The sequence below is a fragment of the Pseudooceanicola sp. NS-SX8 genome (assembly GCF_057380755.1).
Genome location: NZ_CM170819.1, coordinates 4,127,090 through 4,151,752 on the forward strand (window position 1 = coordinate 4,127,090; position 24,663 = coordinate 4,151,752).

The 24,663-nt window shown below is 66.3% G+C and carries 23 protein-coding genes; 11 read left to right on the forward strand and 12 right to left on the reverse strand.

Going from position 1 to position 24,663, the window contains the following annotated elements; translation table 11 throughout:
* Window positions 1-37 precede the first annotated feature (37 nt).
* On the forward strand, window positions 38-1,114 hold the full coding sequence (locus AC2IR1_RS18825; RefSeq protein ID WP_486473509.1) for an endonuclease/exonuclease/phosphatase family protein: 1,077 nt from the start codon (window positions 38-40) through the stop codon (window positions 1,112-1,114).
* A gap of 523 nt (window positions 1,115-1,637) precedes the next feature.
* Window positions 1,638-2,495, forward strand: a complete 858-nt coding sequence (locus AC2IR1_RS18830; protein WP_486473510.1) for a fumarylacetoacetate hydrolase family protein — start codon at window positions 1,638-1,640, stop codon at window positions 2,493-2,495.
* A gap of 365 nt (window positions 2,496-2,860) precedes the next feature.
* Here AC2IR1_RS18830 and AC2IR1_RS18835 read toward each other — a convergent pair whose 3' ends face one another.
* The 5 genes from AC2IR1_RS18835 to AC2IR1_RS18855 form a co-directional block, all read right to left on the reverse strand.
* Window positions 2,861-3,712 carry a formate/nitrite transporter family protein gene (locus tag AC2IR1_RS18835; protein WP_486473511.1) on the reverse strand — a complete coding sequence of 284 codons (852 nt, stop codon included), beginning with the start codon at window positions 3,710-3,712 and terminating at the stop codon, window positions 2,861-2,863.
* A gap of 58 nt (window positions 3,713-3,770) precedes the next feature.
* Entirely contained in the window at window positions 3,771-4,613 is an 843-nt protein-coding gene (locus AC2IR1_RS18840) for an NAD(P)/FAD-dependent oxidoreductase (RefSeq protein WP_486473512.1), read from the reverse strand.
* A 468-nt stretch (window positions 4,614-5,081) separates the two neighbouring features.
* Window positions 5,082-5,516: an RrF2 family transcriptional regulator gene (locus AC2IR1_RS18845; RefSeq protein WP_486473513.1), complete on the reverse strand. Its 435-nt coding sequence runs from the start codon at window positions 5,514-5,516 to the stop codon at window positions 5,082-5,084.
* A gap of 179 nt (window positions 5,517-5,695) precedes the next feature.
* Window positions 5,696-6,979: a nucleotide disphospho-sugar-binding domain-containing protein gene (locus AC2IR1_RS18850; protein WP_486473514.1), complete on the reverse strand. Its 1,284-nt coding sequence runs from the start codon at window positions 6,977-6,979 to the stop codon at window positions 5,696-5,698.
* A complete protein-coding gene (locus AC2IR1_RS18855; protein WP_486473515.1) occupies window positions 6,979-7,908 on the reverse strand; it encodes a GntR family transcriptional regulator in 930 nt (309 codons plus the stop codon). The genes AC2IR1_RS18850 and AC2IR1_RS18855 overlap by 1 nt, the downstream gene beginning before the upstream one ends.
* A 197-nt stretch (window positions 7,909-8,105) precedes the next feature.
* On the opposite strand from AC2IR1_RS18855, the gene AC2IR1_RS18860 reads away from it, so the two are divergent.
* From AC2IR1_RS18860 to AC2IR1_RS18900, 9 genes are all read left to right on the forward strand, one after another.
* On the forward strand, window positions 8,106-9,161 hold the full coding sequence (locus AC2IR1_RS18860) for a polyamine ABC transporter substrate-binding protein (protein ID WP_486473516.1): 1,056 nt from the start codon (window positions 8,106-8,108) through the stop codon (window positions 9,159-9,161).
* Window positions 9,162-9,207: 46 nt separating this feature from the next.
* Window positions 9,208-10,059, forward strand: a complete 852-nt coding sequence (locus tag AC2IR1_RS18865) for an ABC transporter permease (RefSeq protein ID WP_486473517.1) — start codon at window positions 9,208-9,210, stop codon at window positions 10,057-10,059.
* Entirely contained in the window at window positions 10,056-10,847 is a 792-nt protein-coding gene (locus tag AC2IR1_RS18870) for an ABC transporter permease (protein ID WP_486473518.1), read from the forward strand. The genes AC2IR1_RS18865 and AC2IR1_RS18870 overlap by 4 nt, the downstream gene beginning before the upstream one ends.
* Window positions 10,844-11,926, forward strand: a complete 1,083-nt coding sequence (locus tag AC2IR1_RS18875) for an ABC transporter ATP-binding protein (protein WP_486473519.1) — start codon at window positions 10,844-10,846, stop codon at window positions 11,924-11,926. Before AC2IR1_RS18870 ends, AC2IR1_RS18875 begins: the two co-directional genes overlap by 4 nt.
* Before the next feature lie 61 nt (window positions 11,927-11,987).
* Window positions 11,988-13,265, forward strand: coding sequence for a nucleotide disphospho-sugar-binding domain-containing protein (locus AC2IR1_RS18880; protein WP_486473520.1), 1,278 nt, complete (start codon window positions 11,988-11,990; stop codon window positions 13,263-13,265).
* The gene (locus AC2IR1_RS18885) at window positions 13,262-13,618 is read left to right on the forward strand and encodes a cupin domain-containing protein (RefSeq protein ID WP_486473521.1); all 357 of its coding nucleotides are present in this window, start codon (window positions 13,262-13,264) and stop codon (window positions 13,616-13,618) included. Before AC2IR1_RS18880 ends, AC2IR1_RS18885 begins: the two co-directional genes overlap by 4 nt.
* 12 nt (window positions 13,619-13,630) lie before the next feature.
* Complete coding sequence (locus AC2IR1_RS18890) at window positions 13,631-13,987, forward strand: cupin domain-containing protein (RefSeq protein ID WP_486473522.1); 357 nt, start codon at window positions 13,631-13,633, stop codon at window positions 13,985-13,987.
* Window positions 13,988-14,046: 59 nt separating this feature from the next.
* Window positions 14,047-15,564, forward strand: coding sequence for an aldehyde dehydrogenase family protein (locus AC2IR1_RS18895; protein WP_486473523.1), 1,518 nt, complete (start codon window positions 14,047-14,049; stop codon window positions 15,562-15,564).
* Window positions 15,565-16,052: 488 nt separating this feature from the next.
* Window positions 16,053-17,363 carry an SIP domain-containing protein gene (locus tag AC2IR1_RS18900; protein WP_486473524.1) on the forward strand — a complete coding sequence of 437 codons (1,311 nt, stop codon included), beginning with the start codon at window positions 16,053-16,055 and terminating at the stop codon, window positions 17,361-17,363.
* Between the two features lie 115 nt (window positions 17,364-17,478).
* On the opposite strand, the gene AC2IR1_RS18905 is transcribed toward AC2IR1_RS18900, so the two are convergent.
* The 7 genes from AC2IR1_RS18905 to AC2IR1_RS18935 form a co-directional block, all read right to left on the reverse strand.
* Window positions 17,479-18,153 (reverse strand): HAD family hydrolase, encoded by a 675-nt coding sequence (locus AC2IR1_RS18905; protein ID WP_486473525.1) that lies wholly within the window; start codon window positions 18,151-18,153, stop codon window positions 17,479-17,481.
* Window positions 18,154-18,219: 66 nt separating this feature from the next.
* Window positions 18,220-18,873: a fructose-6-phosphate aldolase gene (gene fsa / locus AC2IR1_RS18910; RefSeq protein ID WP_486473526.1), complete on the reverse strand. Its 654-nt coding sequence runs from the start codon at window positions 18,871-18,873 to the stop codon at window positions 18,220-18,222.
* 36 nt (window positions 18,874-18,909) lie between these two features.
* The gene (locus AC2IR1_RS18915) at window positions 18,910-19,635 is read right to left on the reverse strand and encodes an SDR family oxidoreductase (protein WP_486473527.1); all 726 of its coding nucleotides are present in this window, start codon (window positions 19,633-19,635) and stop codon (window positions 18,910-18,912) included.
* 44 nt (window positions 19,636-19,679) lie between these two features.
* Entirely contained in the window at window positions 19,680-21,293 is a 1,614-nt protein-coding gene (locus AC2IR1_RS18920) for an FGGY-family carbohydrate kinase (RefSeq protein ID WP_486473528.1), read from the reverse strand.
* Window positions 21,294-21,351: 58 nt separating this feature from the next.
* On the reverse strand, window positions 21,352-22,083 hold the full coding sequence (locus tag AC2IR1_RS18925) for an SDR family oxidoreductase (protein WP_486473529.1): 732 nt from the start codon (window positions 22,081-22,083) through the stop codon (window positions 21,352-21,354).
* Window positions 22,084-22,154: 71 nt separating this feature from the next.
* A complete protein-coding gene (locus AC2IR1_RS18930; RefSeq protein ID WP_486473530.1) occupies window positions 22,155-23,132 on the reverse strand; it encodes an ABC transporter permease in 978 nt (325 codons plus the stop codon).
* Window positions 23,122-24,624, reverse strand: a complete 1,503-nt coding sequence (locus AC2IR1_RS18935; RefSeq protein WP_486473531.1) for a sugar ABC transporter ATP-binding protein — start codon at window positions 24,622-24,624, stop codon at window positions 23,122-23,124. The genes AC2IR1_RS18930 and AC2IR1_RS18935 overlap by 11 nt, the downstream gene beginning before the upstream one ends.
* Window positions 24,625-24,663: the final 39 nt, after the last annotated feature.

Here is a 24,663-nt window from a genome sequence, read left to right on the forward strand (position 1 = left end):
TTCAGCCCCATCCCGCATTTCAGCACCAGAGGTTTCCATGGCCTTCTACCGTTCCCTCAAGAACCCCAACCGCTATCCGCCCGGGCGTGCCGCCCCCGGCCAGTCCGGCTGGATCGCCGACCGCCTGCTGCGCCTGCGCGCCCTGCTCAACGGCCAGATCACCGCGCGCCGGCAACCCAACTCCCTCATCATCGGCTCCTGGAACATCCGCCATTTCGACGGCGGCCGCCCCCGCCTGCGCGAAAGCTTCCACTACATCGCAGAGGTGATCGACCACTTCGACATCTGCGCCGTGCAGGAGGTGAAGAGCCAGGAGGCGGTGGAGGACCTGATGAAGCTCCTCGGCCCCAACTGGGACTACTTCATCAACGACAGCTCCGGCGCGGGGCGCGGCAACTACGAACGCATGGCCTTTCTCTACAACCGCAACCGCGTCCGCTTCCGCAACCTCGTGGGCGAACTGGTCTTCCCGATGGATGCCCTGCCCGGCGGCGAACAGATCGGCCGCACCCCCTTCTTCGCCGCCTTCCAGGCCGGCTGGTTCCGCTTCACCCTCTGCTCCGCCCATATCGTCTTCAAGGAAGAGGCAGGCCGCCCCCTCCGCCAGGATGAGATCGGCGCCATCGCCGCCGAAATGGCCAAGCGCGCCGGGGAGCAGGACGAGGTGCACATCTTCCTGGGCGACATGAACATCGAGGACCGCACAGATGCCGGCATGCAGGCCCTGCTGTACCACGGCTTCAACGTGCCCGATCTCGGGCCGACCTCGCTCACCGGCAACCGTCACTACGACCAGATCGCCTTCGTCGGGCCCGACCTGAAAACCCGCATGCTGGAACGCGGGGTGATCCACTGGGAACAGGCCGTCTTCACCGAGGCAGAGGCCCCCGATTACGAGCAGATCGCCCAGCTGATGCGCGTGGCCAGCGATTCCGACGACCTCGCCCGCCTGCTGCGCGACGCCCCCGACAGCGGCACCCCCTATGCCAACTGGCCCAGCACCTACCGGTCCTGGCGGACCCATGAAATGTCCGACCACCTACCGATCTGGATGGAGCTGGAGGTGGATTATTCCAACGAATACCTCAATGGGGTCAGCGAAGGCAGGGACTGACCCGAAACGCCCCCGAAACGGCCAGTCAGACAGACATGGGGAATTGCAGACCTGGGGAATTGCAGACCCGGGGAATTGCGAAACCAACCCGCAGCCGCAATTCCCCATTCCCTCCGATCCGCGCCACGCCACTCCCCGAAGTCAGGCCCCTAAGTCAGGCCTCGAAATCCGACACGACCACCACCGGCCCGCCGGTGGAGGCGGGCACCTTCGCCACCCTCGCCCCGCCCTGACCGGCCCGTCCCCCCGCTGACCGGCGATTCTCTGACGCCCCCCGGGCCGCCGCACACACCCCGCCCCGACAGCCCACAGGCCGAGACCCGCCGCCCCTCCACCGCCCCATCGGCAGTCTTTCGCGCGAAATATTCTTTCCTCCTACGACTTTCGCCTCATTTCCGCGACACAGCCCGCCTTTGACGCCGAACAGAGGCTTGCAATGAAGGGGCACCCTTCCGACAAGAAGATCGGGCCCGGCGCTGCACTCGCGCGCCAGGGGCCTGATGGGTGAACGGAGAATACGGCGATGAAACTGATGCGGATCGGTGATCCCGGGTCGGAACGGCCCGCGATCCTGCATGACGACGGCACATGGCGCGACCTCAGCACGGTGGTGGATGATATCGCGGGCGCGGCCCTGACCAATGCAGGCCTGTGGCGCATCGGCACCGTCGATCCGCTCTCCCTGCCTGTACTCGACCCTGCCTCCCGCATCGGCCCCTGCGTGGGGCGCGTGGGGAAATTCCTCTGCATCGGCCTCAACTACGCCGACCACGCCGCGGAAACCGGCATGCCGATCCCCGAGGAACCGATCCTGTTCATGAAGGCCACCTCCGCCATCTGCGGGCCGAACGACCCGCTGATCATTCCGCGCGGCAGCCAGAAGACCGACTGGGAAGTCGAACTGGGCGTCGTCATCGGCACCCGTGCCCGCTACGTCGACGAAGCCGAGGCGATGGAACATGTGGCGGGCTACTGCCTCGTCAACGATGTCTCCGAGCGGGCCTTCCAGATGGATCGTGGCGGCCAGTGGGTGAAGGGCAAGTCCGCCGACAGCTTCGGCCCCATCGGCCCCTGGATGGTCACCCGGGACGAGGTCGAGGATCCCCAGGACCTGACCATGTGGCTGGAGGTTGACGGCCACCGCTACCAGGACGGCTCGACCCGGACGATGATCTTCGGCGTGGCCCAGCTGGTGTCGCACCTCAGCCAGTTCATGACGCTGGAACCGGGCGACGTGATCACCACCGGCACGCCGCCGGGCGTCGGCATGGGCCAGCAGCCCGCGCCGGTCTACCTGCGCCCCGGGCAGGAGGTCCGCCTCGGGATCGAGGGTCTGGGGGAACAGCGCACCACCACCATCGCCTGGGACGCCGCCGACTGACCCTGCCAACCGCCTCGTAGGGTGGATGCAATCCACCACCCGACACCCTCCCCTTCAAGCCCCCATCACGGCCCCCTTCAAGCCCCCCATCACGGGGCGCCCACCACCGCGCGCCCCGTTAACCTGCGCCGTTTCGGCCCTGCCGCACCGCCGCGATACCGACGCAATACCGACGTGATACCGACGTTGCGATTTCAGCCCGAAAGCCCTGTTAACCAAGGCCCGGGCCAGGTGAGTCGCCGCACCGCAGTACCGACGTTCGAAACGGTGCGGCAAGGTTTGATAAAGATCTCCCCGACGCCCCGGCATGAAAAGGGGGCCCCGTTGCCGGGACCCCAAGGTCAGGGAGGTAATTATTGAGGTTCTTATTCCGCCGGCGTGACCGACATGTCGTCATTGCGCGACAGGCTGGCGTTGCGCTTCGGCGATTCCCGGAAGTGGGTGGCGTAGATCATGGCGCCGACGAAGGTCAGCCCGCCCACCAGGTTGCCCAGCACCACGGGGATCTCGTTGTACATGAAGTAGTCAGCCCAGGTGAACTGGCCGCCCAGCATGATCCCGCTCGGGAACAGGAACATGTTCACGATGGAATGCTCGAAACCCAGGTAGAAGAAGACGATGATCGGCATCCACATGGCCATGATCTTGCCGGAGGTGGAGTTCGACATCATCGCGGCGACGACACCGGTGGACACCATCCAGTTGCACATCACGGCGCGGATGAAGACGGTCAGCAGGCCGGCGCCACCGGCAGCGGCATAGCCCAGGGTCCGGGCCTCACCGATCTTGCCGATCTTCTCGCCGACGGCGTTCGGATCCTGGCTGAAGCCCATGGTGAAGATGACCGCCATCATGACGGCGGTGGTCATGGCACCTGCGAAGTTGCCGCAAAAGACCAGGCCCCAGTTGCGGAACACGCCGCCCCAGGTGCAGCCCGGGCGCTTTGCGATGACCGCCAGCGGCGCCAGGGTGAAAACGCCGGTCAGCAGGTCGAAACCCATGAGGTACAGCAGGCAGAAGCCCACGGGGAAGAGCAGCGAGGCGACAAGGAAGTTGCCGGTCTGCACGGCGATGGTCACGGCAAAGGCCGCCGCCAGGGCCAGGATGGCGCCGGCCATGAAGGCGCGGATCAGCGTGTCCTTGGTGGCCATGAAGATCTTGGATTCGCCGGCATCGACCATCTTGGCCGCGAATTCCTTGGGAGCAACATACGACATTATATCAGTCCTTTCATGAGGTTATGGTCATAAGGTTCTGGTTATTGGATTCTGGTAATTAGATTCCGGGGCCTGCTCTCAGGCGCCCTGATTCAGGTGAAGGAAGATTGCGCGGCCCTCGATACGGACCGGGAAGGCGCCAGTCGCGCCTTGGTCCGCCCCCTGCCCTGTGCAGGTCCCGCAGGAGGCGGCGGCCTTGGCATGCGCCCGCACCTCGGACAGCGCAGGCCATTCTCGGTGATGGCCTGACTGATCTGGCCCTTGCAGATGCCGTTGCAGCCGCAGATTTCCGCGTCATCGGGCAGCTTGGCGATGGCTGCCGGTGGGTCCGCCCCGCCGCGGGATCCAGCTGGCGTTCCATCAGCGAGGGCATCAGGTGAAGCACCGTCACCTCCATGCCCTGCGCCTTCAGGCCGGCGGCGGCCTCCAGCCCCAGAAGGCCGCCGCCGATGACCACGGCACGGCCGCCGAGGGCAGCAGCCTTTTTCATGCCGTGGACGTCATCCGGGTCCCGACAAGCCAACACACCTGGCAAATCGTGACCCGGAACCGGGATGGTGAAGGGGGACGATCCCGTGGCGATGACCAGCGTGTCATAGGCGGCGGTGAGGCCCCCTTCGCTGGTCACGGTCCGGGCGGCGCGGTCGATCTCCACCACCTCCCGCCCCCGGTGCAGGGTGATGCGTTGATCGGCGTACCATGCGTCCCCGTGAATGATGATATCGTCAAAGCTCTTCTCGCCCGACGGGACCGGCGACAGCATGATGCGGTCGGTGTTCACCCGCGGCTCGGCGTTGAAGATCGTGACGTCACAGGCATCTGGCGCAGGGGCGAACAGCCCTTCCAGCATTCGGCTCGGGGCCATGCCATTACCAATGATTACAAGACGTTGCCTGGACATGATTCATCTCCGGTCGCGTGCTTACATGCGGATACCGGAGGGTCCGGGCCGCGGCGATTTCGGTCAGGGAGGGATCCGGAAAGGAAACGCGCTCCCGCGGTCCGGACGGGCCGGATCGTGAAGCAGCTGCGTCGCTGCCGGCCCATTCGGGCATCTGACGGAAATTGCCGCGCCGTTGCGGCGGGATCGGGGACATTCCCGATCGCTTATTCATTCAGGTATTTGGAATGATAATTTGAAGCAAGATTTTTGTTTCGCCCTGGCGTCATATCCGGATTTCAGGGCGGTCTTGGGGCGGTTTTCAGGATTTTCTGCGCAGGCAGCATGCAGTTTCGCCCCAAAATGCCGAAAACCTGAGCGAAAGAAGATTGCCGAAACGCCACCCCAAACGGATGAAACAACCTCACTCGAACCGCTGCACAGGGCGCCTGACGCCCCTTTCGAAGCACCTCCGCACCGGAATGCGACTCACCTCGCCCCCGGTATCTCCCCCAGCAGAATCGGCAGGGTCCGGGGGTGGGCCGACAGCGCATCGGCCAGGCTGAACTGATCCAGGAAGGCGTAGAACCCCCGCTTGGCCTCCTCCAGCGCGCGGGTCAGCCCGCAAGAGGCCCGCAGCACGCAGGTGGAACAATCCACCATCGGCGGGTTGCCCTCCATGTAATGTGCCACCCTGCCGACCAGGATATCCCCCGGCGCCCGTGCCAGCCGCACCCCGCCGGACCGGCCACGGGTGCTCAGAAGGAAGCCGCCGTCGACCAGCTGCTTGACCACTTTCATCAGGTTGGGATGGGAAATTCGATGGGCCTCGGCGATCTCGGCGATCGACACCAGCCGGCCTTCGTGGGCCGCCAGATAAAGACAGACCCGCAGGGAATAATCTGTGAACTTTGATAAATGCATGGGACCTGAACACTCGCAACAGGGTCAGTCAGACAGAGACGTGACCCGAGGTCAATCCTGCACCGCCCCCGCGCCGCACCGCCCGGCCCCGTCGCACAGGGCAAGGGCACAAGGTCAGCATGAGAGGCCAGAACAGGGGCCAGCATCAGGGGCCAGAACAGGGCCACACAGGCCCCCGCTCAGCCCTCCAGCCGCGCCAGGATCGCCTCGGCCGCGCGGCGGGTGCCGGGCGCCACCTTCATCCCCGCCGAAACCTCTGCCAGCCGCGCCTTCATCGCGCCATCTTCCAGCAACGACAGGCAGGCCGCCCGCAACTCTTCCGGCGCCCAGCCCGCGCGGTCCATCCGCAGGCCCGTCCCCGTGGCCTCAGCCCGCTGCGCATTGTCGTGACCATCCCAGCAATAGGGCATCACCAGGCTCGGCACGCCATGGTACAGCGCCTCGCAAAAGCTGTTGTTGCCGCCGTGGTGGATGAACAGCGCCGACTGCGCCACCACCGAAGGCTGCGGGAACCAGCTGCCGAGGTAGACATTGTCCGGCACCCGGTCATAGGCCTCCAGGAAGCCGCCCACGTTGATCAGGAACCGCGCGGGCAGCGTCGCGAAGACCTCGATCATCCGGCCGATCAGCCCGGTGTCGATGGCGCCCAGGCTGCCGAAGGACATGTAGACCAGCGGCCCCTCGTCCGCCGGGAAGGGCGGTGGATCGAACCGCGTTTCCCGCCGCACGCAGCCTTCGAGGAAGACGAACCGCTCCGGATCCAGCGCAACCTCCCGCACGTGGCGCACCGCCGAAGGCGCCAGCAGCAGGTTCAGGTCCTCCGAAGGCTCCAGGAATATCCCCGGCGGCAGCGGCGACAGGCCGTTGGCCCGGCGCAGGGCGTTATAGCGGCGGTGGCTGGCCCGGGTCGCCGCCAGGTAGGCCGCCTCGAAGGCCGCCCGTTCCGGCGCATCGGCGGCCAGCCCCGACAGGTAGGGCGGCACGCCCGCGTCCGGGATCTCCGTCTCGGCGCAGGACACGATCCGCACCCAGGGGCAGCCCGCGTTGGCGATGGCCGGGAACATGATCACGTTGTCCAGCACCACCGCGTCGGGCTTCACCCGCGCCAGGATCTCCCTCAGGCCGGCCTCCGCCGCCTCCGCCGTGTCGACGATCGCCTCCCAGGTGGGGGCCACGTAGGTCGCCAGCTGCGCCAGCGGGTCCTGGTCGAAATGCGGCAGGTGGGTGGTGATGAAGCTCTGCCAGTCGTCCTCGACCCTGGCCGCGCTTTCGCGCCCCGGCAGGTGGTATTCCCGGAATCCGTATTCCGCGAAGACCCCCGTGAAGCCCGGGTGACAGATGAACACCGGCTGCGCCCCCATCGCGCGCAGCTCCTGCGCGATGCCGACGCAGTTCAGCGCCGCGCCAAAGCTCGCCTCCGGGAACAGCGCGATCACCGGCGCCGCATTGGACCTGACCGCCATCAGCGCACCCCCCGCATCAGCGGGCTGATGCCCCGGTTCGCCGCCGCCGGGCGCCGCACGCGCGACCGCCGCAGATGCAGGACCATCTGGTCCGCCGCCAGGTCGAACTGTGACCCTTCAAGGCTGTCGAGTATCTCCAAGTGTTCCTCGATGGACTGGCGAATGCGGAAATCGGGGATCGAGCTATCCTTCTGCGTCGCCCGGCGCAACCTGTGATGGGTCAGCAGCGTCCCGCGCAGGAAGCGGTTTCCCGAACATTCCGCGATGAAGCCGTGGAAGTCCGTGTCGATGCGCTGGAACCCCGCCGCGGTGATCCGCCCTTCCCGGGTCTGCAGCACCTCCTCCATCTGGTCGCGCAGCACGCCCGCGCGGCTGCTGTCCAGCCGGAAGCCCCCGGCCAGGATCGCCTGCGGTTCCAGCACCAGGCGCATCGCCAGGCTCTCGTCGATGGCGCGCGGCGAATCCAGCATCGGCTGAAAGGCCCAGGCCCGGCCCGGCAGCTGGGTCACGATCCCGTCCCGGGCTAGTATTTTTAATGCAAGCAGTACCATGTTGCGCGACACGCCATATCTGCGGGTCAAAGCGCTCACGGATTGCACATCCTCGATCCGCCGTTCCGCCCGGTCCGACAGGATCCGCGCCGCCAGGCTGTCTTCCAGATCATCCAGCCGCCGCGCCGCCTCGTGCAGCTCGTCGGCCTCACCCAGGGCAAGGAAGTATCCCTCCTCCTCCCGCCACTCCAGGATCTCCTTTTCCTCCAATATCTTGAAGGCAGACCGCATGGGCGTCCGCGATACCCCGCAGGCCTCGGAAAAGCTCTGCTCCGGCAGGTGATCCCCCGCCCCCATGCCGCGTTCCAGCGCCAGGGCAAGGACCTGCTGCGCCAGCGCCAGGTGATTGTGTCGCGATGATCGACGAGGGGCCGCCATGGTCAGGGGAATTCTCCGGTCATTTCCGCCCCCGAAACCCGGCACCAGACCGAAACCCCCGAAGAACAGTGAATACAGATTGACGTATTTTTACCGTCAACAATACTCGAACCATAACGGTCAACAAGAGCCGTGCCAAGAATACACCGCGTGGCGCAAGGCCGGCGGATCCAACAGAGAGATACGGAGGTTCGGAGATGATCCGACAGAAATACGCCCCCCGCGCCCTGCTGGGCGCCGGCCTGACGCTGGCCGTCACCCTCGCGGCCCCCATGGCCCAGGCCGAAGACCTCGTGGTGTCCAACTGGGACGGCTACATGGACCCCGACGCGATCGACGCCTTCAACGCCGAGACCGGCAATACCGCCGAACTGGTGCTGCACGCCACCAACGAAGAGATCATGGGCAAGCTGATCGCCTCGAAGGGCAAGGGCTACGACGTCGTCTTCGTCTCCTCCCCCTTCGCGGAAGTGCTCCACAACCTCGGCCTGACCGAGGAGCTGGACCATGCCAAGATCCCCAATATCGCCAATCTCTACGACGCGGCGATGCAGCTGGAATACGATCCCGGCAACACCTTCTCCCTGCCCTATGCCTGGGGCACGACCGGCCTGTGCTACCGCTCCGACCTGACGGCGGAACCGACCTCCTGGTGGGACCTTCTGACCCCTTCCGAAGAGGTCACCGGCAAGACCACCATGCTGGCCACCGACCGCTGGCTGCTGGCCGCCGCGCAGCTTGCCGAAGGCTACTCGGTCAACACCACCGACCCCGACGAACTGGCCAAGGTCAAGGATGACCTGATCGCGGCCAAGTCCACCCTGCTGGCCTATGACGACACCACCTTCTACGCCAAGCTCGTCTCGGGCGAGGCGGAGTTGGTCCATGCCTGGGACGGCTGGTGCAACTACGGCATCGCCGAGAACGCCGACATCAAGTACGTCGTGCCCGAAGAAGGCTCCGACCTCTGGGTCGACACCATGGTCATCCTCAAGGCGTCCGAGCACAAGGACGCGGCCTATGCCTTCGTGAACTACATCCTCGGCGCCGAAACCCACCGCTGGGCGGCCGAAAACATCCTCTACAAGGTGCCGAACCAGGCCGCGATGGAAGGGCTCGACCCCTCCCTGATCGAAGCCTTCCCCAACATGGGCATGACGCCCGAGGAGCTGCTGGGCTACGAGCAGCTGCGCGACGTGGGCGAAGCCACCCGCGACTACGCCCGCGTCGTCTCCGAAGTCATGAGCAACTGATCCAGACGGCCCGGCGCACCCCGCGCCGGGCCACCGGAAGCCCCCGATGCAAGACCGTCGCCCCCTCTACCTGATGACGCCCGCGCTGGCCTGGCTCACGGCCTTCATGGTCGTGCCCTGCCTGCTGATCCTGGCGCTGGCCTTCTTCCGGCGCGGCATCTACGGCGGCATCGAATACACCTTCACGCTGGAAAACCTCGCGCTGGTGATCGACCCGCTCTACGCGGGCATCTTCCTGAAATCCGCCTGGATCGCCGGGCTCTCGGCCGCCATCGCCGTGGTCATCGGCTATGCCGCCGCCTTCGCCATCGCTTCGCGCCCCCGCGCGGCCCAGCCGATGCTGCTCTTCTTCGCCGTCCTGCCCTTCTGGTCCAACTACCTGGTCCGCACCTACGCCTGGATCGTGCTGCTGAACCGCGAAGGGCTGATCGCCACCCTCGCCCATGCCCTTGGCTTCGAAGGCGAACTGCCGAAACTCCTCTATACCGAAGGCGCCGTGGTCGTGGGCCTGGTCTACAACTACCTGCCCTTCGTCATCCTGGCCTGCTACGCCCCGCTGTCGCGCCTCAACCCAGAGGTGGCCGAGGCCTCGCTCGACCTCGGCGGCTCCCGCTGGACCACCTTCCGCCGGGTGATCCTGCCGATGACCGTGCCCGGCATCGCCACCGGCTTCACCTTCGTCTTCGTCCTGTCGATCGGCAATTTCGTCACCCCCGCCCTGCTGGGCGGCGGGCAATTCCAGATGATCGGCTCTCTCGTCTACAACCAGTTCCTGAAAGCGAACGACTGGCCCTTCGGCGCCGCCATCTCCATGGTGCTGATCGCCATCATGATGGTGCTGCTCACGGCCCAGACCTTCGCCACCGAACGGGCCTCCGGCGCGCGGAGGCAGGAATGACCGTCATCGCCCCCGCCCGCCTGATGCTGCTGATCCTCGCCGCCGTCATGGCCTTCCTCTACCTGCCGATCTCGGTCCTGCTGGCCCTGTCCTTCAACGACGGCGGCCTGCCCACGGCCTGGACGGGGTTTTCCACCAAATGGTACGGCGCGCTGCTGGCCAATGACGACATCCTGCATGCCGCGCTCAACACGCTGATCGTGGCGCTCGTCTCCACCCTCTTCGCGACGCTTCTGGGCACGCTTCTGGCCGTCGGCGTGGAAATCCGCCGCCGCAAGGGCCGCTTCCTGGAAACCGTGATCTTCGCCCCGATGATCATCCCCGACATCGTGCTGGCCATCGCGCTGCTGTCGTTCTTCTCGCTGCTGAACGTCACCATGGGGCTGCACACGATCATCGTCTCCCACGTCGTCTTCAACCTGGCCTTCGTCTGCTCCGTCGTCCGCGCCCGGCTGAAAACCTTCGACTGGTCCATTGTAGAGGCCTCCGCCGACCTCGGCGGCTCCACCTTCACCACCCTGCGCCGGGTCGTCCTGCCCGTCCTGGCCCCCGCCATCACCGCCGGCGCCCTGCTGGCCTTCACCCTCTCGGTGGACGAATTCATCATCGCCTTCTTCACCGCCGGCGCCGGCCGCGCCTCCATCACCCTGCCGATGCAGATCTTCGCCATGATCCGCTTCGGCGTGACCCCCGAAATCAACGCGCTGTCGACCATCATCATGGGCGTCTCCGTCCTGGCGCTGGCCCTGTCGCAGCGCCTCAATCGCGGAGGTCTCCCCGGCCAATGACCGCCCCCCTCCTCTCCCTCAAGGGCGTCCGGAAACGCTTCGGCACCGTTCCGGCCGTCGACGGCATCGACCTCGACATCGCGGAAAACGAGTTCTTCGCCCTCCTCGGCGCCTCCGGCTCCGGCAAGACGACCCTCCTGCGCATGCTCGCGGGCTTCGAACTGCCCACCGGCGGCACCATCACGCTGGATGGCCAGGACGTCACCCAGACGCCCCCCAACCGCCGTCCCGTGAACCTGATGTTCCAAAGCTACGCGCTCTTCCCCCACATGACCGTGGCCCAGAACGTGAGTTACGGGCTGGAGATGGAGCGCCTGCCCAAGGCCGAGGTCACCACCCGCGTGGGGGAAATCCTCGAAACCGTGCAGCTGGCGCACCTGGCAAAACGCAAGCCCGACCAGCTGTCGGGTGGTCAGCGCCAGCGCGTGGCGCTTGCCCGCGCTCTGGTCAAACGCCCCCGCCTGCTGCTGCTCGACGAACCGCTGGGTGCCCTCGACAAGAAGCTGCGGTCCGACATGCAGCTGGAACTGAAGCGCATCCAGGCCGAATTCGGCATCACCTTCATCGTCGTCACCCACGATCAGGAAGAGGCGCTGGTCATGGCCGACCGCATCGCCATCCTGAAGGACGGCAAGCTACTGCAATGCGGCACGCCCCATCAGATCTACGAACACCCCGAAACCCGCTTCGCGGCCGACTTCATCGGCTTGATGAACTTCCTGCCGGTGATCAACACCGACGGCCGCCTGCTCGCCTCCGACGGCAGCCGCATCGCCGCACCGATCCCCGACACGCTGCCCACCGGGCAGGCCGTCGCCGCCATCCGCCCCGAACGCCTGCGCCTGGGCGCCACCGAAGGCCCCACCGAAGGCTCCACCGGGGAAAACACCCTCACCGGCACGCTGACGGCCATGGCCTATCACGGTCTCGACCTGCAGCTGCACGTCGCCACGCCGCTCTCCCCCCGGCCCGTCATGGTCCGCGTCACCGCCGATCAGGCGGAGGGGCAGGATCTGGCGACCGGCACCCCCCTCACCCTTTCCTGGGCCGCGAAGGACACCCGCGTCTTCGCCGCCTGACCCGACCTCACTCACGGAACCATCTCAAGGGCCGATCAGAGCCCACCACAGGGAGACCCAGATGACCCAGAAAACCTTCGCCTTCTTCCCCGAAGCGGCCTTCGGCCCCGCGCTGAACTCGGTCGGCATCGCCCAGGCGGTGGAACGCATGGGCCACAAGGCCGTGTTCCTCTCCGACCCGGGCTTCGTCGATGTCTACAAGGGCTACGGGTTCGAGGCGCACCCGGTGAACCTGTCGGAACCGATGCCGCCGGAACAGATGGCGAAGTTCTGGGAAGACTTCATCAACGGCCACATCCCCAACTTCCGCAAGGCGCCCATCGACCAGCTCGACAACTACGTCAAGGAATGCTGGGAAGCGATCGTCGACAGCGCCAAGTGGGCGCAAATGGACCTCCCCGCCATCCTGGCCGACATCAAGCCAGACGTGATCTCCGTCGACAACGTCATCCTCTTCCCGGCGATCAAGCAATTCGGCGTGCCCTGGGTCCGCATCATCTCCTGCTCGGAAAACGAGATCGAGGATGACGCCATTCCCCCGCACCTGTCGGGCATGTCCGAAACCGATACCGCAGGCCACGCCGCCTTCCGCGCGAAATTCGAAGAGGTGATCAAGCCCATCCACGACGACTTCAACGCCTTCCTTAAAACCACCGGCGAAGCCCCCTACCCCCTCGGCCAGTTCTTCGAAGCCTCGCCCTTCATGAACCTCCTGCTCTACCCCGAGCAGGTGAAATACACCCGCGCCGCCCCCCTCGACCCGGCGCAATTCCAGTACCTCGAAGGCTGCGTCCGCCAGGATGCCCCCTACGAGGTGCCGACCTTCAAGGCCAACAACGACGGCCCCCTGCTCTACATCTCCTTCGGCTCCCTCGGCGCCGGTGACACCGACCTGCTGAAGCGCCTGATCGCGCTGATCGGCAAGACCCGCTACCGCGCTCTGGTCAACGTCGGCGACTACAAGGACGAATATACCGACATCCCCGACAACGTGATCATCGACAGCTGGTTCCCCCAGCCCTCGGTCATCCCGCAGGTCGATGCGGTCATCCACCACGGCGGCAACAACTCCTTCACCGAATGCCTCTACTTCGGCAAACCCGCCATCATCATGTCCTACGTCTGGGACGGCCACGACAACGCCATGCGCGTGCAGGAAACCGGCCACGGCTTCCGCTCCGAACGCTACGACTGGACGGATGAAGAGATGATCGCAAAGATCGAAGCCTGCCTGACGGACGAGGCCATGGCCGCGAAACTGGCCGCCACCTCCGCTCACATGCAGACCCAGAACGGGCAGGAGAAGGCCGCCAAGATCCTCGTGGGCCTCGCCGGATGAGCCTGCAATCCACCGCGCCCCATATCCACGATGCCGCCACCTACGACGACCTCATGGACTGGGGCGATCAGCCCGACATGATCGAGGGGCAATCCCATTCCTCCGGCCGGCTCCTCTTCAAGGGTCCGGACAACTCCCCCGAAACCGGCCTCTGGATCTGCACCCCCGGCACCTGGCGCCTCTCGATCCCCCGGGACGAGTTCTGCCACTTCCTCTCGGGCCGCGCGACCTACACCTCCGACACCGGAGAGGTGATCGAGGTCACCCCCGGCACCTGCGTCCTCTTCCCCGCCGGCTGGGCGGGGCAGTGCCAGATCCACGCCACCACCCGCAACGCCTACATGCTCGCCTGAAAGGCCGCTCCCATGACTGCCCCCACCAAGACCCCCGTGTTCCACAAGCCCCTCGACATCACCGACCTCACCGACTGGGGCACCATCCCCACGATGATCGAAGGCACCAGCCATGTCTCGGGCAAGCTCCTGCACAAGGGCCCCGAGGGGCAGAGCGAATGCGGCCTCTGGATCTGCACCCCCGGCACATGGGCCTGCCACGTCACCCGGGACGAGTTCTGCCACTTCCTTCAGGGCCGCGCGACCTACGTGCATGAGGACGGCGACGTGATCGAGATCACCCCCGACACCGCCGCCTTCTTCCCCCAGGACTGGAAGGGCACCTGCACCGTCCACGAGACCATCAAGAAGGTCTACATGATCCGCTGACGGCAGCGCCCACCCCACCCGTTTCCCCACCAGACCTCCGGCCAGACGAAAGTCCCCAGATGACCGCCACGCCCGACACCTCCGCCCGCTTCTACCTCTCCCCCGGCTACCGCAGCGCCCCCGCGCCGGAAATCGACGTGATCGATCCGGCCACGCTGGCGAAGGTCGGCACCCGCTACGACCTGCCGCCCATGGCAACCGTGCCCGTGCTGGCACAGCTCAACACCGCGCAACGCGGCTGGGCGGCGCTGGATGCGAAATCCCGTGCCCAGGCGCTGCACCGGCTGGCGAACCGGATCGAGGCGACCGACATGACCGACTGCGCCCTGCTGATGTCGCGCGAGATGGGCAAACCCTACCCCGAGGCGATCGGGGAGGTCGCCAACTGCGCCTCCGTCTTCCGCTACTACGCCGAAATGGCCCGGGACGAGGCGGGCAAGGTCGCGGGCACCACACAGGCGGGCAGCTTCCAGTACGCCCGCTACGAACCGCTGGGCGTCTCCGCCCATATCATGCCCTTCAACTTCCCCATCCTGCTGATGTGCTGGACGGTCGCCGCCTCCCTCGCCGCGGGCAATGCCTGCGTCATCAAGCCGGCCGAGGCCACGACCCTGTCGACCCTCAAGTTCATGGAGGTCTTCGACGCCCTCCCCGCCGGCCTGATCGCCTGCCTGCCCGGCGGGGCGGAGCTGGGCCGCGCACTGGTGGACAGCGACATGACCCATGCCGTGGCCTTCACCGGCTCGGTCGCCGCAGGCCGCGCCGTGGCCGCCGCCGCGGGCGCAAAGATGAAACCGGCGGTGATCGAGGCGGGCGGCTCCGACCCGATGATCATCACCGATCACGCGCCGCTCGACATCGCCGCCGCAGGCGCGGTGACCGGCGCCTTCCACATGTCGGGGCAGGTCTGCACCTCCACCGAACGGCTCTACGTGGTGGATGCGATCCACGATGCCTTCATCGCGAAATTCGTCGCGGAAACCGCCCGGCTGCGCATCGGCAACGGCCTCGACAAGGCAGAGATCGGCCCGCTCGTCTCCGAAGCGGCGCTGCAGAAGGTCCAGCGCCTCGTGGGGGACGCCGTGGCCAAGGGCGCAACCGTCGCCTGCGGCGGCAAGATGCCCCAGTCACAGCAAACCGGCTGGTTCTACGAGCCCACCATCCTGACGGGCTGCACGCCCGAGATGGACATCCTGCATGAAGAGGTCTTCGGCCCCGTCGCCTCCGTCGTCCGGGTGCCCGATTTCGACACCGCCATCGCCATGGCCAATGACAGCCCCTTCGGGCTCGGCGCCTCGATCTTCACAACCGACCTGGGCGAGGCGCATGAGGCCTCCGAACGGCTGCAGGCCGGCATGGTCTGGGTCAACAACCCGATGATCGACAACGACGCCCTGCCGTTCGGCGGCTGGAAGGCCTCGGGCATGGGGCGCGAACTGGGCCGCATGGGGCTCGACACCTTCCGCCGCTCGAAGATGGTGATCCTCGACCACAAGCCGATCCGCCATGACTGGTGGTATCCCTATCCGGACGAATGGTTCTACGACGCCGAAGGCGGCGGTCGGAAACACGTCTGAGCGGCCCCGGACGGTGGATTTCATCCACCCTACGGGACGTGGCACATCCGCCGACCCGTGGTGCCCCTCGGATCCGCCACGTCTGGCGGGATCCCCCCCATAAGGTGGATTTCATCCACCCTACACCCGTAGGGCGGGGTTCACCCCGCCGCCCCAAGGCGTCCCCCCGCCCTCCCAAGGGCTTCACCCCGCCGCCCCAAGGCGTCCCCCTTCCAATTCCTTACCGCACGCTCCCTGCGCACGCTGCCTTAACCCGGCCCTTTCCCGGTTTCCGCACCGCCGCGATACCGACGTAATACCGACGTTGTACCGACGTGCCGAAATCGCCCGTTTTCCCCTGTTAACCGCCGTTTTCCGCCCCGATTCGCTGCACCGCAGTACCGACGTTCGAAACGATGCCCCAAGGTTTCGGCAAGGCCGCGTTAACGCGCACCGCCGCATTTTCGATATATCTTGTTTTTCGATATATCGAATGTTACGTACTCCCCATGAAACACGCCGATCACCCGATGAAGGGCCGCCGGGAGGGGCCGCGCCGCGCCCGTCGCCCCTTCGACAACGGCACCCTGCGCCTGCTCGCCCTGCAGATGATCGCCGAGGCCCCGCGCCACGGATACGAGATCATCAAGGCGCTGGAGGAACGCTCCGCCGGCACCTACAGGCCCAGCCCCGGGGTCATCTACCCGACCCTCGCCTGGCTCGAAGAGCAGGGCTACATCCACAGTCAAACCACTGACGGGAAAAAGAAACTCTGCACCATCACCGCAGAGGGAGAGAGCTACCTGGGCGCCAATGCCGCCACCCTGCGCGACCTCTCCTCCGGCGGGCCGCGCGGTGGCCGCTACTGGCGCTCCCGCGCCCCGTCCGAGATCACGCAGGCCATGGACAGCCTGAAGTCCGCCCTCCGCCGCGCCTTCGAGGCAGAGCTTTCGCCCCAGGCCATCACATCCATCGCAGAGGCCGTCGCCCAGGCGGCCCGCACCACCGAAACCCAACTGGCTCAGCCAGACGGATCCCCTTCCCCTCCGTCAGCGACCGCCTCCCCCAAGGAGACCCCCATGAACCAGGTCATCACCCGCCACCGGCATGAGCTGCACCGCCGCGAACTCACCGTCCGCGAGGTCACCCAACTGACCCCGCACATGCTGCGTATCACGCTGGAAGGAAACGATCTTTCCAACTTCGTCAGCCTCGGCTTCGACGATCACATCAAGCTTTTCCTGGGCGATGCCGAGGCCCCCGAGATGCGCGAATACACCCCCCGCGCCTTCGATACCGAGGCCGGCACCCTGACCCTCGATTTCGCCGTCCATGACGCAGGCCCGGCGACCCAATGGGCGCTGGATGCCAAGCCCGGCACCACCCTGCGCCTCGGCGGGCCGCGCGGCTCCACGGTGATCAGCTCCAACATGGACTGGCACCTGCTGATCGGGGATGAGACCGCCCTGCCCGCCATCGGCCGCCGCGCCGAAGAACTTGAGGCAGGACAACGGGTTATCACCCTCGCCGCCGTGGTGGACGAGGCCGAACACCAGGTCTTCGACGCCGCGGCCTCGGTCGAAAGCCACTGGGTGCACCGCCCGCTGTCCGCCGCCGCCGACCCCGCGCCGCTGCTCGCCGCGGCAGAGGCCCTGCCCCTGCCCGAAGGCCGCGGTTTCATCTGGATCGCGGCAGAGGCCCGCGTCGCCCGCGCCCTGCGCGACGCCTTCATCGCCCGGGGCCACCCGAAGGAATTGCTGAAGGCCGCAGGCTACTGGACCGAAGGCAAGGCCGACGCTGCCGACAAGGCCCTCGACTGAGTGGCTGGCTGAGGGCCTGACTGAGGGCCTGTCTGTTCCAACCACCTGTCCGCAAAAGAAAAACGCCCGGGCTTCACGGCCCGGGCGTCTTGCTGTTCCCTCCTGCCAGGCAGGCTCAGCCGGTGCCCAGCAGCGCAGAAAGCTCCTCCAGCCGGGTCAGGACGACCTCGGCCCCCGCGGCGCGCAGCACCTCGGCATGGGCCTCCTGCTGGCCCTCAAGATGGCTGCCGCCGACAAAGCCCACGGCCCGCATTCCGGCGGCCCGGGCGCCCTTCACCCCGTGCGGGCTGTCCTCGAAGACCAGGCAGTCCCCGGGCGCCACGCCCAGCCCGTCAGCGGCGAACAGGAAGATATCGGGCGCCGGTTTGCCCCGCGCCACCTGATCCGCGCTGTAGCGATGCGGCCCGAAAAACCGTTCCATGTCAGTGACCTGCAGCGTCTTCCCCATGCGCCGGATCGACCCGCCCGTGGCAATCGCGCGCGGCAGCCCCGCTGCCTCCAGCCCCTCCAGCAGGGCGCTTGCCCCCGGAACCTCCCGCAACTCGGTCTCGTATCGGCCCAGCAGATTGTCCTCGAAGGCCTGGTCGAACTCGGTCCCGCAGGGCCGCCCGGTCTCCGCCGCGATATCCTCCCGCACCCGGCTCAGTGACATGCCAAGGTAGCGCCCGCGCAGCTCACGCCAGTCATGTTCCAGCCCCAGCCGCGCCATTTCCTGCACGATGGTGGTCAGCGACAGGACCTCGCTGTCCACCAGGCATCCGTCCAGATCGAAAATTACCGCGCCAACCATATGTTTTCCCTCATGAAAAGACCCGCACCCCATGGGCGCGGGCCAAAGCCGTCTGCAGGGGACAGCTTACAGGATCGATTGCCCGGTGGAAGCCCAGTCCTTCGCGAACTGCTCCAGCCCCTTGTCGGTCAGCGGATGCGCGGCCAGCCCCTTGATCACCTTGGCCGGGATCGTCGCCACATCCGCCCCCGCCAGCGCCGCATCCTTCACGTGGTTCGCGCTGCGGATCGAGGCCGCCAGGATCTCGGTCCCGAACCCAAAATTGTCATAGATCTCGCGGATATCCCGGATCAGCTCCATCCCGTCGATGTTGATATCGTCCAGACGCCCGATGAAGGGGCTGATGAAGCTCGCCCCCGCCTTGGCCGCCAGAAGCGCCTGATTGGCCGAAAAACAAAGGGTTACATTGGTCCTGATCCCCTTGTCCGTGAAGTGCCGGCAGGCTTTCAGCCCGTCCAGCGTCAGCGGCAGCTTGATCACCACGTTGTCCGCGATCGTCGCCAGATGCTCGCCCTCGGCGATCATGCCGGCGGCATCCAGCGCCGCCACCTCTGCCGAAACCGGGCCGTCGACCATGGCGCAGATCTCGGCGATGACCTCCTTGAAGTCACGCCCCGACTTCGCGATCAGCGAGGGGTTGGTCGTCACCCCGTCCAGCAGTCCGTAGTCGTTCAGCTCGCGGATTTCCTCCACCACGGCGGTATCGACGAAGAATTTCATGTCGTTCTCCTGAAAGGGTTTTTCGGGGTCAAAAGCTCAGACGGCAAGGAAGCCGCCGTCGATCGGCAGCACCGTTCCGGTCAGCATCCGCGCGTCCTCGGACAGCATCATGGCGATGGCATCGGCCACCTCCTCGGCTTCGGCGAAGCGGTTCATCGGGTGGCGCACCATCATGGGGCCGGACTTCACCGGGTCGGACCAGGCCTCCGCCGCCAGCTCCGTCAGGGTGATCGTCGGCGCGACGCAGTTGACGCGGATGCCATGCGGCCCGAATTCCTTGGCCAGCACGCGGGATGCACCCTCCAGCCCGGCCTTCGACGCGGCGTAGCACAGATGCTCGGTAAAGCCCCGGTGCCCGGCGATGGAGGTGATGTTGACGATGGCCCCGCCGCCGCCCGCCGCGACACGCGCCCGCCCGAACTCCTGGCAGGTGATCAGCGCGGCCCGCAGGTTGATGCCCATCACCGCCTCGTAGCCCGCCTCGGTCATGTCAAAGGCGCTCTCCAGCACGTTTATCCCAGCGGAATTGATCAGGAAATCGGCCTGGCCCGCCTCTGCCATGGCCGCCCGGGTGGCCGCCGGATCCTGCATGTCGACGCGGATGGACCGGCAGCCGATCTCCGCCTCCAGGCTGTCCAGATCGGCCTGGGTCCGGGTCAGCGCGATGACCTGCGCGCCGCGCGCCGCCATGGCCAGCGCGCAGGCCCGGCCGATCCCCTTGCCCGCGCCGGTCACGATCACGGATTTTCCTTCGAATTGCATGGGCTTGTCCTCTGTCCCCCGGGCGCGCGGCCCGCTGTTCCTGCTCAGGCGTCCAGCGACGCCATGCTCTCGCGGATCTCCCGCGTGGTCCGTTGCAACGCCAGGAAGGCGCGGTAGCGGGCGTCATGCAGCGCCGCCCAATCCGCCGACGGCCGGCAGCGCAGGGCGACCCGCGACATCGCGGGCATCGCCGCCTGCAGCGTCCCGAAGGCGCCGGAGGCCACGGCCCCCAGCATCGCCGATCCCAGCAGCACCGGCTCCGCGCAATCCGTCACCTCAACCACGCGGCCCGTGGCATCCGCCAGGATCTGCCGCGTCAGCGGATGCGCCCCGGCCCCGCCCGAGACCGAGATCGTCTCGACCGGCGCGCCGTGGGCCTCCTGCGTCTCGATGATCTGCCGCAGGCCGTAGCCCAGCCCGCAAACCCCCGCGACATAGAGCGCGACAAGACTGTCGACGCCCTGTTCCATCCCCTGCCCCGCGATCACCGCCCGGGCCTCCGGATCGGCAAAAGGTGCCCTGTTTCCAAGGAATTCCGGCACCACCTGCAGGGTACGGGCCAGCCCGACAGCGGCAGAAGCCTCCCCCGCAAGCGCCAATGCGCGGTCGGCGAGGAAGGGCACCAGCCCCTTGTCCCCTGCCAGCCGCTCCGCCTCCGCCGTGGCGGGGTGCAGGGTCACGAGATGCGCAATCGCGGCGCCGGCGGCGCTCTGCCCGCCTTCGTTCAGCCACATCCCCGGCACCATGGCCGAATGGTAGGGCCCCCAGACGCCGGGCACGAAGGCCGGTTCGGCGGCGGTCGTCATCGTGCAGGAGGAGGTGCCGAAGACATAGCCCAGGCATTTCGTGGCATCCCCTGCCCCGCCCTGCGCCGCGACGGTGCCGATCCCGCCCGCATGGGCGTCGATCAGCCCCGCGGCCACGGCGGTGCCGGGGCGCAGCCCCAGCCGCTCTGCCGCTTCGGCTGTCAGCCCCTGGCCAAGGGCCGTGCCCGGATGCACGACGCTCTGCCCGATCCGGGCAAAGCCCTCCTCCGCCAGGTCGCCAAGGCCGATGGCGTGGAAATACGCCGGGTCCCAGCGATCTTCGTGGGCCAGGTAGGTCCACTTGCAGGTCACTGTGCAGGCAGAGCGGTCGATGGCCCCGGTCGCCCGCCAGGTCAGGTAGTCGGTCAGGTCGAAGAACTGCCAGGCCCCGGCGTAGACCTCCGGCCGGTTTTCCTTCAGCCAAAGCAGCTTGGGCGTCTCCATCTCGGGTGAGATCCGCCCGCCCACGTAGTTCAGCACCTCGTGGGTGCCTTCATTGATCCGGGCGGCCTGCGGCAGGGCGCGGTGGTCCATCCAGACGATGATGTCGCGTTCGGGATGGGCGGGATCGCCCACCGGCAGCCCGCCGTCCGGCCCGCGCACCACGAGGGAACAGGTGGCATCGACACCGATGCCCTTCACCCTCTCGGGCACGACATCCGCCACGGCCTCGCGGACACAGGCGCAGACGGCCGCCCACACCTGGTCGGAGCTCTGCTCCACATGGCCCGCATCGGTGCGGTGCATGTCGATGGGGCGCTTCGCGATGGCAAGCAGCCGGCCTTCGGCATCGAAGAGGCCCGCCCGGGCCGACCCGGTGCCGACGTCCACGCCGATGTAGAGATCGGACATCCTGCTGATCCTTCTCGTCTTTCTGCGGATGCCCCGGCGGGCGGGGCACCCTGCGGGGTCACATCCGTTCGAAGGCGGTCGGCATGATGATGATGTCGCGCGCGGTCACCTGCCGCTTGCGCGTCAGCATGAATTCGAGCGCCTCGGCGACCTCTTCGGGATCCATCAGCGCACCGGCCTCCTTGGCCTTGCGCAGGTTCTCCTCCGGCCAGTCGGCCAGAAGGGCGGAGACGACGGGACCGGGGGACACCTGGGCCACCTTCACGCCATAGGGGATCATCTGGCGGCGGATCCCCTGCATGAAGCTGGTGATCGCCCACTTGGACCCGGAATAGACCGGCTCCCAATAGGCCGGGTAATGGCCCGCGATGGAATTGGTGACGATGATGTCCCCGGTCTTGCGCTCCATCATGTGGGGCATGACGGCATTGACGTTCTTCATCACGACATTGACGTTGAGATTCAGCATCTTGTCGATGGTGGCCGCGTCGGTTTCCCAGAAGTCGCCGCCGATGTAGGTGCCTGCGTTGCAGTAGAGGATGTCGATGTGATCGACCTTCTGCAGGATCTCGGGCACCATGGCGTTGCAGCTGTCAAAGTCGAGCAGGTTGGTCACCTGGGCCACGGCCTTTTCGCCCAGCTCCGCCACCAGCGCCTCCAGCGCCTCGGCGTTCCAGTCCACCATGACCACGGTGGCGCCGTTGCCCAGCAGCATCTTCACGGCGGCCAGGCCGATGCCCGAGGCCGCGCCGGTCACCACGGCGATCTTGCCGTCCAGCTTTTCAGACATTCAAATTCTCCAAACTTTCAAACTGTTCCGAGGGGAGAAAGCGGCCCGGAGGAGGCTCCGGGCCGAACCGGTCACCATTCGCGGCCGATGTAGATGGCCAGCAGGATGATGCCGCCCTTGATGACGTCCTGCAGGTAGGGGTTGATCCCCATCAGGTTCAGGCCGTTGTTGAGGATGCCCAGAAGGACCGCACCGATCAGCGTGCCCAGGATCAGGCCGCGCCCGCCGGCAATCGCCGTACCGCCCAGGACGACGGCGGCGATGGCGTCCAGTTCGAAGCCGACCCCCGCATTGGGCTGCCCCGACATGAGCCGCCCGGTCAGGATCACGGCCGCCAGGGCAGAGGTCAGGCCGGAGATGCCGTAGACGGCCAGCTTGACCCACTGGGTCTTCACGCCCGAAAGCTTGGCGGCCAGCTCATTGCCGCCGATCGCATAGACGTGGCGACCGAAGGGGGTCCGCTGCAGAAGGATCCAGGCCAGGGCATAGATCACCACCATGACGATGACGGGCACCGGGATGATGCCCACGCGTCCGATGCCGAACCAGGAGATCCACGACGGGATGCCGGAGATCGGGTAGCCGCCGGAGTAGAGCAGGCCCAGGCCCCGGGCGATGCCCATGGTGGCCAGCGTCACGATGATCGCGGGCATCCGGCCCCAGGCGACCATGGCCCCGTTGAAGAGGCCCAGGCCAAGGCCCACGCCCAGCCCCGCCAGAAGGCCGATCCAGGCCGGCACCCCCATGTTGACCATCAGGCCCGCGCTGATCGTGCCTGCCAGCGCCATGACCGCCCCCACCGACAGGTCGATCCCGCCCGTCAGGATGACGAAGGTCATGCCCACGGCCAGGATCGCCACGATGGACACCTGCCGCAGCACGTTCATGATGTTGGAAACGGAGAAGAAGTTCTCCGATGCGAAGCCCATCAGGATCGAAACGACGATCAGGCCGATCAGCGGCAGCGCCAGCGGCGACTGCAGGATCCAGCGAAGGCTGAACCCGCCGCCGCTCTTCGCGGTCTCTGCGGTTTCGGAATTATGCGACATTCTGGACTCTCCCGGTCGTGGCATGGGTCATGATTTCCTCGGAATTGATGCTGTCGCCCTCGACGGTGGCGACGATGCCCCCCTGTCGGAAGACGCAGACCCGGTCGGACATGCCGATCACTTCGGGCAGTTCGGAGGAGATCATGATGATGGCATAGCCCTGCGCGGTGAACTCGCGCATGAGCTGGTAAATCTCGGCCTTGGCACCGACGTCGATGCCCCGGGTGGGTTCATCGAAGATCAGCACCTTCATCTGGTGGTTCAGCCAGCGCGCAATGACGACCTTCTGCTGGTTGCCGCCCGACAGCGTGTCGACACGGGCCTTGGCGCCCTGTGCCTTCACGCGGACCTTGGCCATGACGTCTTCGGCGCAGGCCAGTTCCTTCTTCATGTCGATGAACCAGTGGTGCTTGCGGTACTTGCCATAGTTGTTGATCGAAATGTTCTGCAGGATGGAGAAGCTGGTGATCAGCCCCTGTTCCTTGCGGCTTTCCGGCAGCAGGCCGATGCCATGCGCCAGCGCTTCGGCAGGTTCCTTGAAACGGGTTTCCGCCCCGTCCACCAACACCTTGCAACGGCTGGAGGGATGGGCGCCCAGCATGGCGAGCGCGGTTTCCGTCCGGCCGGAACCGACGAGCCCCGCAAAGCCCAGGATCTCCCCCTCCCGCAGCTCGAAGGAGGACAGGGGCCCGCCCTTGCGCAGCTGCACTTCCTCGCATTCCAGCAGAATCTTCGCACCGGTACCTGGGCCGGTCTTCGGCGGGAAGGAGTTCTCGATCCGGCGACCCACCATCATTTCGACCAGCCGGTCGTTATCGACGTCTGAGACATTGCAGTCGCCCACGTACTCACCGTCCCGCAGCACGGTGATCCGGTCGCAGATCTCGAAGATTTCTTCCAGGTGGTGGGAAATGAAGATGATCGCCACCCCCTGCTTGCGCAGCTCGCGCATGACCTTGAACAGGTGCTCCACCTCAGAGGGCGTCAGGGTCGCGGTAGGTTCATCCAGCACGAGGATCCGCGCGTTCAGCGACAGCGCCTTTGCGATCTCGACAAACTGCTGTTCGGCAACGGACAGCTTGGAAATCGGCACATCCAGCGGCAGGTCGACGTCAAGCTGGGCCAGGATCTCCTTCGCGCGCTTGTTCATCGCCTTGCGATCCAGCAGGCCGATCTTCGAGCGCATCTCGCGGGCGAGGAACATGTTTTCCACCGCGTTCAGGAAGGGGATCAGGCTGAATTCCTGGAACACGATGCCGACACCGGCGTCGATCGCCTCGTCGTAGTCGTCGAACTGCATCTCCTTGCCGTCGATGCGGATTGTCCCTTCGGTCGGGCGAAGGATCCCGGAAAGGATCTTCATCAGGGTGGACTTGCCGGCGCCGTTCTCGCCCAGAAGGGCGTGAACCTCACCTGCCTGCACATGCAGGTCGACGCCGTGCAACACCTGGATGTGCCCGAACTTCTTCTTGATGCCGGTCAGTTGCAGCATGGCGCAAATTCCTTGGACTTGGGGGCCTTACGGGGAAGG

What these genes read in the sequence shown, in the direction of transcription:
- AC2IR1_RS18905 (WP_486473525.1), bottom strand. Translation starts at nt 18,153, where the DNA reads ATGGTTGGCGCGGTAATTTTCGATCTGGACGGATGCCTGGTGGACAGC.
- AC2IR1_RS18830 (WP_486473510.1), top strand. Translation starts at nt 1,638, where the DNA reads ATGAAACTGATGCGGATCGGTGATCCCGGGTCGGAACGGCCCGCGATC.
- AC2IR1_RS18865 (WP_486473517.1), top strand. Translation starts at nt 9,208, where the DNA reads ATGCAAGACCGTCGCCCCCTCTACCTGATGACGCCCGCGCTGGCCTGG.
- AC2IR1_RS18895 (WP_486473523.1), top strand. Translation starts at nt 14,047, where the DNA reads ATGACCGCCACGCCCGACACCTCCGCCCGCTTCTACCTCTCCCCCGGC.
- AC2IR1_RS18860 (WP_486473516.1), top strand. Translation starts at nt 8,106, where the DNA reads ATGATCCGACAGAAATACGCCCCCCGCGCCCTGCTGGGCGCCGGCCTG.
- fsa (WP_486473526.1), bottom strand. Translation starts at nt 18,873, where the DNA reads ATGAAATTCTTCGTCGATACCGCCGTGGTGGAGGAAATCCGCGAGCTG.
- AC2IR1_RS18900 (WP_486473524.1), top strand. Translation starts at nt 16,053, where the DNA reads ATGAAACACGCCGATCACCCGATGAAGGGCCGCCGGGAGGGGCCGCGC.
- AC2IR1_RS18835 (WP_486473511.1), bottom strand. Translation starts at nt 3,712, where the DNA reads ATGTCGTATGTTGCTCCCAAGGAATTCGCGGCCAAGATGGTCGATGCC.
- AC2IR1_RS18885 (WP_486473521.1), top strand. Translation starts at nt 13,262, where the DNA reads ATGAGCCTGCAATCCACCGCGCCCCATATCCACGATGCCGCCACCTAC.
- AC2IR1_RS18825 (WP_486473509.1), top strand. Translation starts at nt 38, where the DNA reads ATGGCCTTCTACCGTTCCCTCAAGAACCCCAACCGCTATCCGCCCGGG.
- AC2IR1_RS18855 (WP_486473515.1), bottom strand. Translation starts at nt 7,908, where the DNA reads ATGGCGGCCCCTCGTCGATCATCGCGACACAATCACCTGGCGCTGGCG.
- AC2IR1_RS18850 (WP_486473514.1), bottom strand. Translation starts at nt 6,979, where the DNA reads ATGGCGGTCAGGTCCAATGCGGCGCCGGTGATCGCGCTGTTCCCGGAG.
- AC2IR1_RS18845 (WP_486473513.1), bottom strand. Translation starts at nt 5,516, where the DNA reads ATGCATTTATCAAAGTTCACAGATTATTCCCTGCGGGTCTGTCTTTAT.
- AC2IR1_RS18875 (WP_486473519.1), top strand. Translation starts at nt 10,844, where the DNA reads ATGACCGCCCCCCTCCTCTCCCTCAAGGGCGTCCGGAAACGCTTCGGC.
- AC2IR1_RS18925 (WP_486473529.1), bottom strand. Translation starts at nt 22,083, where the DNA reads ATGTCTGAAAAGCTGGACGGCAAGATCGCCGTGGTGACCGGCGCGGCC.
- AC2IR1_RS18930 (WP_486473530.1), bottom strand. Translation starts at nt 23,132, where the DNA reads ATGTCGCATAATTCCGAAACCGCAGAGACCGCGAAGAGCGGCGGCGGG.
- AC2IR1_RS18920 (WP_486473528.1), bottom strand. Translation starts at nt 21,293, where the DNA reads ATGTCCGATCTCTACATCGGCGTGGACGTCGGCACCGGGTCGGCCCGG.
- AC2IR1_RS18840 (WP_486473512.1), bottom strand. Translation starts at nt 4,613, where the DNA reads ATGTCCAGGCAACGTCTTGTAATCATTGGTAATGGCATGGCCCCGAGC.
- AC2IR1_RS18880 (WP_486473520.1), top strand. Translation starts at nt 11,988, where the DNA reads ATGACCCAGAAAACCTTCGCCTTCTTCCCCGAAGCGGCCTTCGGCCCC.
- AC2IR1_RS18870 (WP_486473518.1), top strand. Translation starts at nt 10,056, where the DNA reads ATGACCGTCATCGCCCCCGCCCGCCTGATGCTGCTGATCCTCGCCGCC.
- AC2IR1_RS18935 (WP_486473531.1), bottom strand. Translation starts at nt 24,624, where the DNA reads ATGCTGCAACTGACCGGCATCAAGAAGAAGTTCGGGCACATCCAGGTG.
- AC2IR1_RS18915 (WP_486473527.1), bottom strand. Translation starts at nt 19,635, where the DNA reads ATGCAATTCGAAGGAAAATCCGTGATCGTGACCGGCGCGGGCAAGGGG.
- AC2IR1_RS18890 (WP_486473522.1), top strand. Translation starts at nt 13,631, where the DNA reads ATGACTGCCCCCACCAAGACCCCCGTGTTCCACAAGCCCCTCGACATC.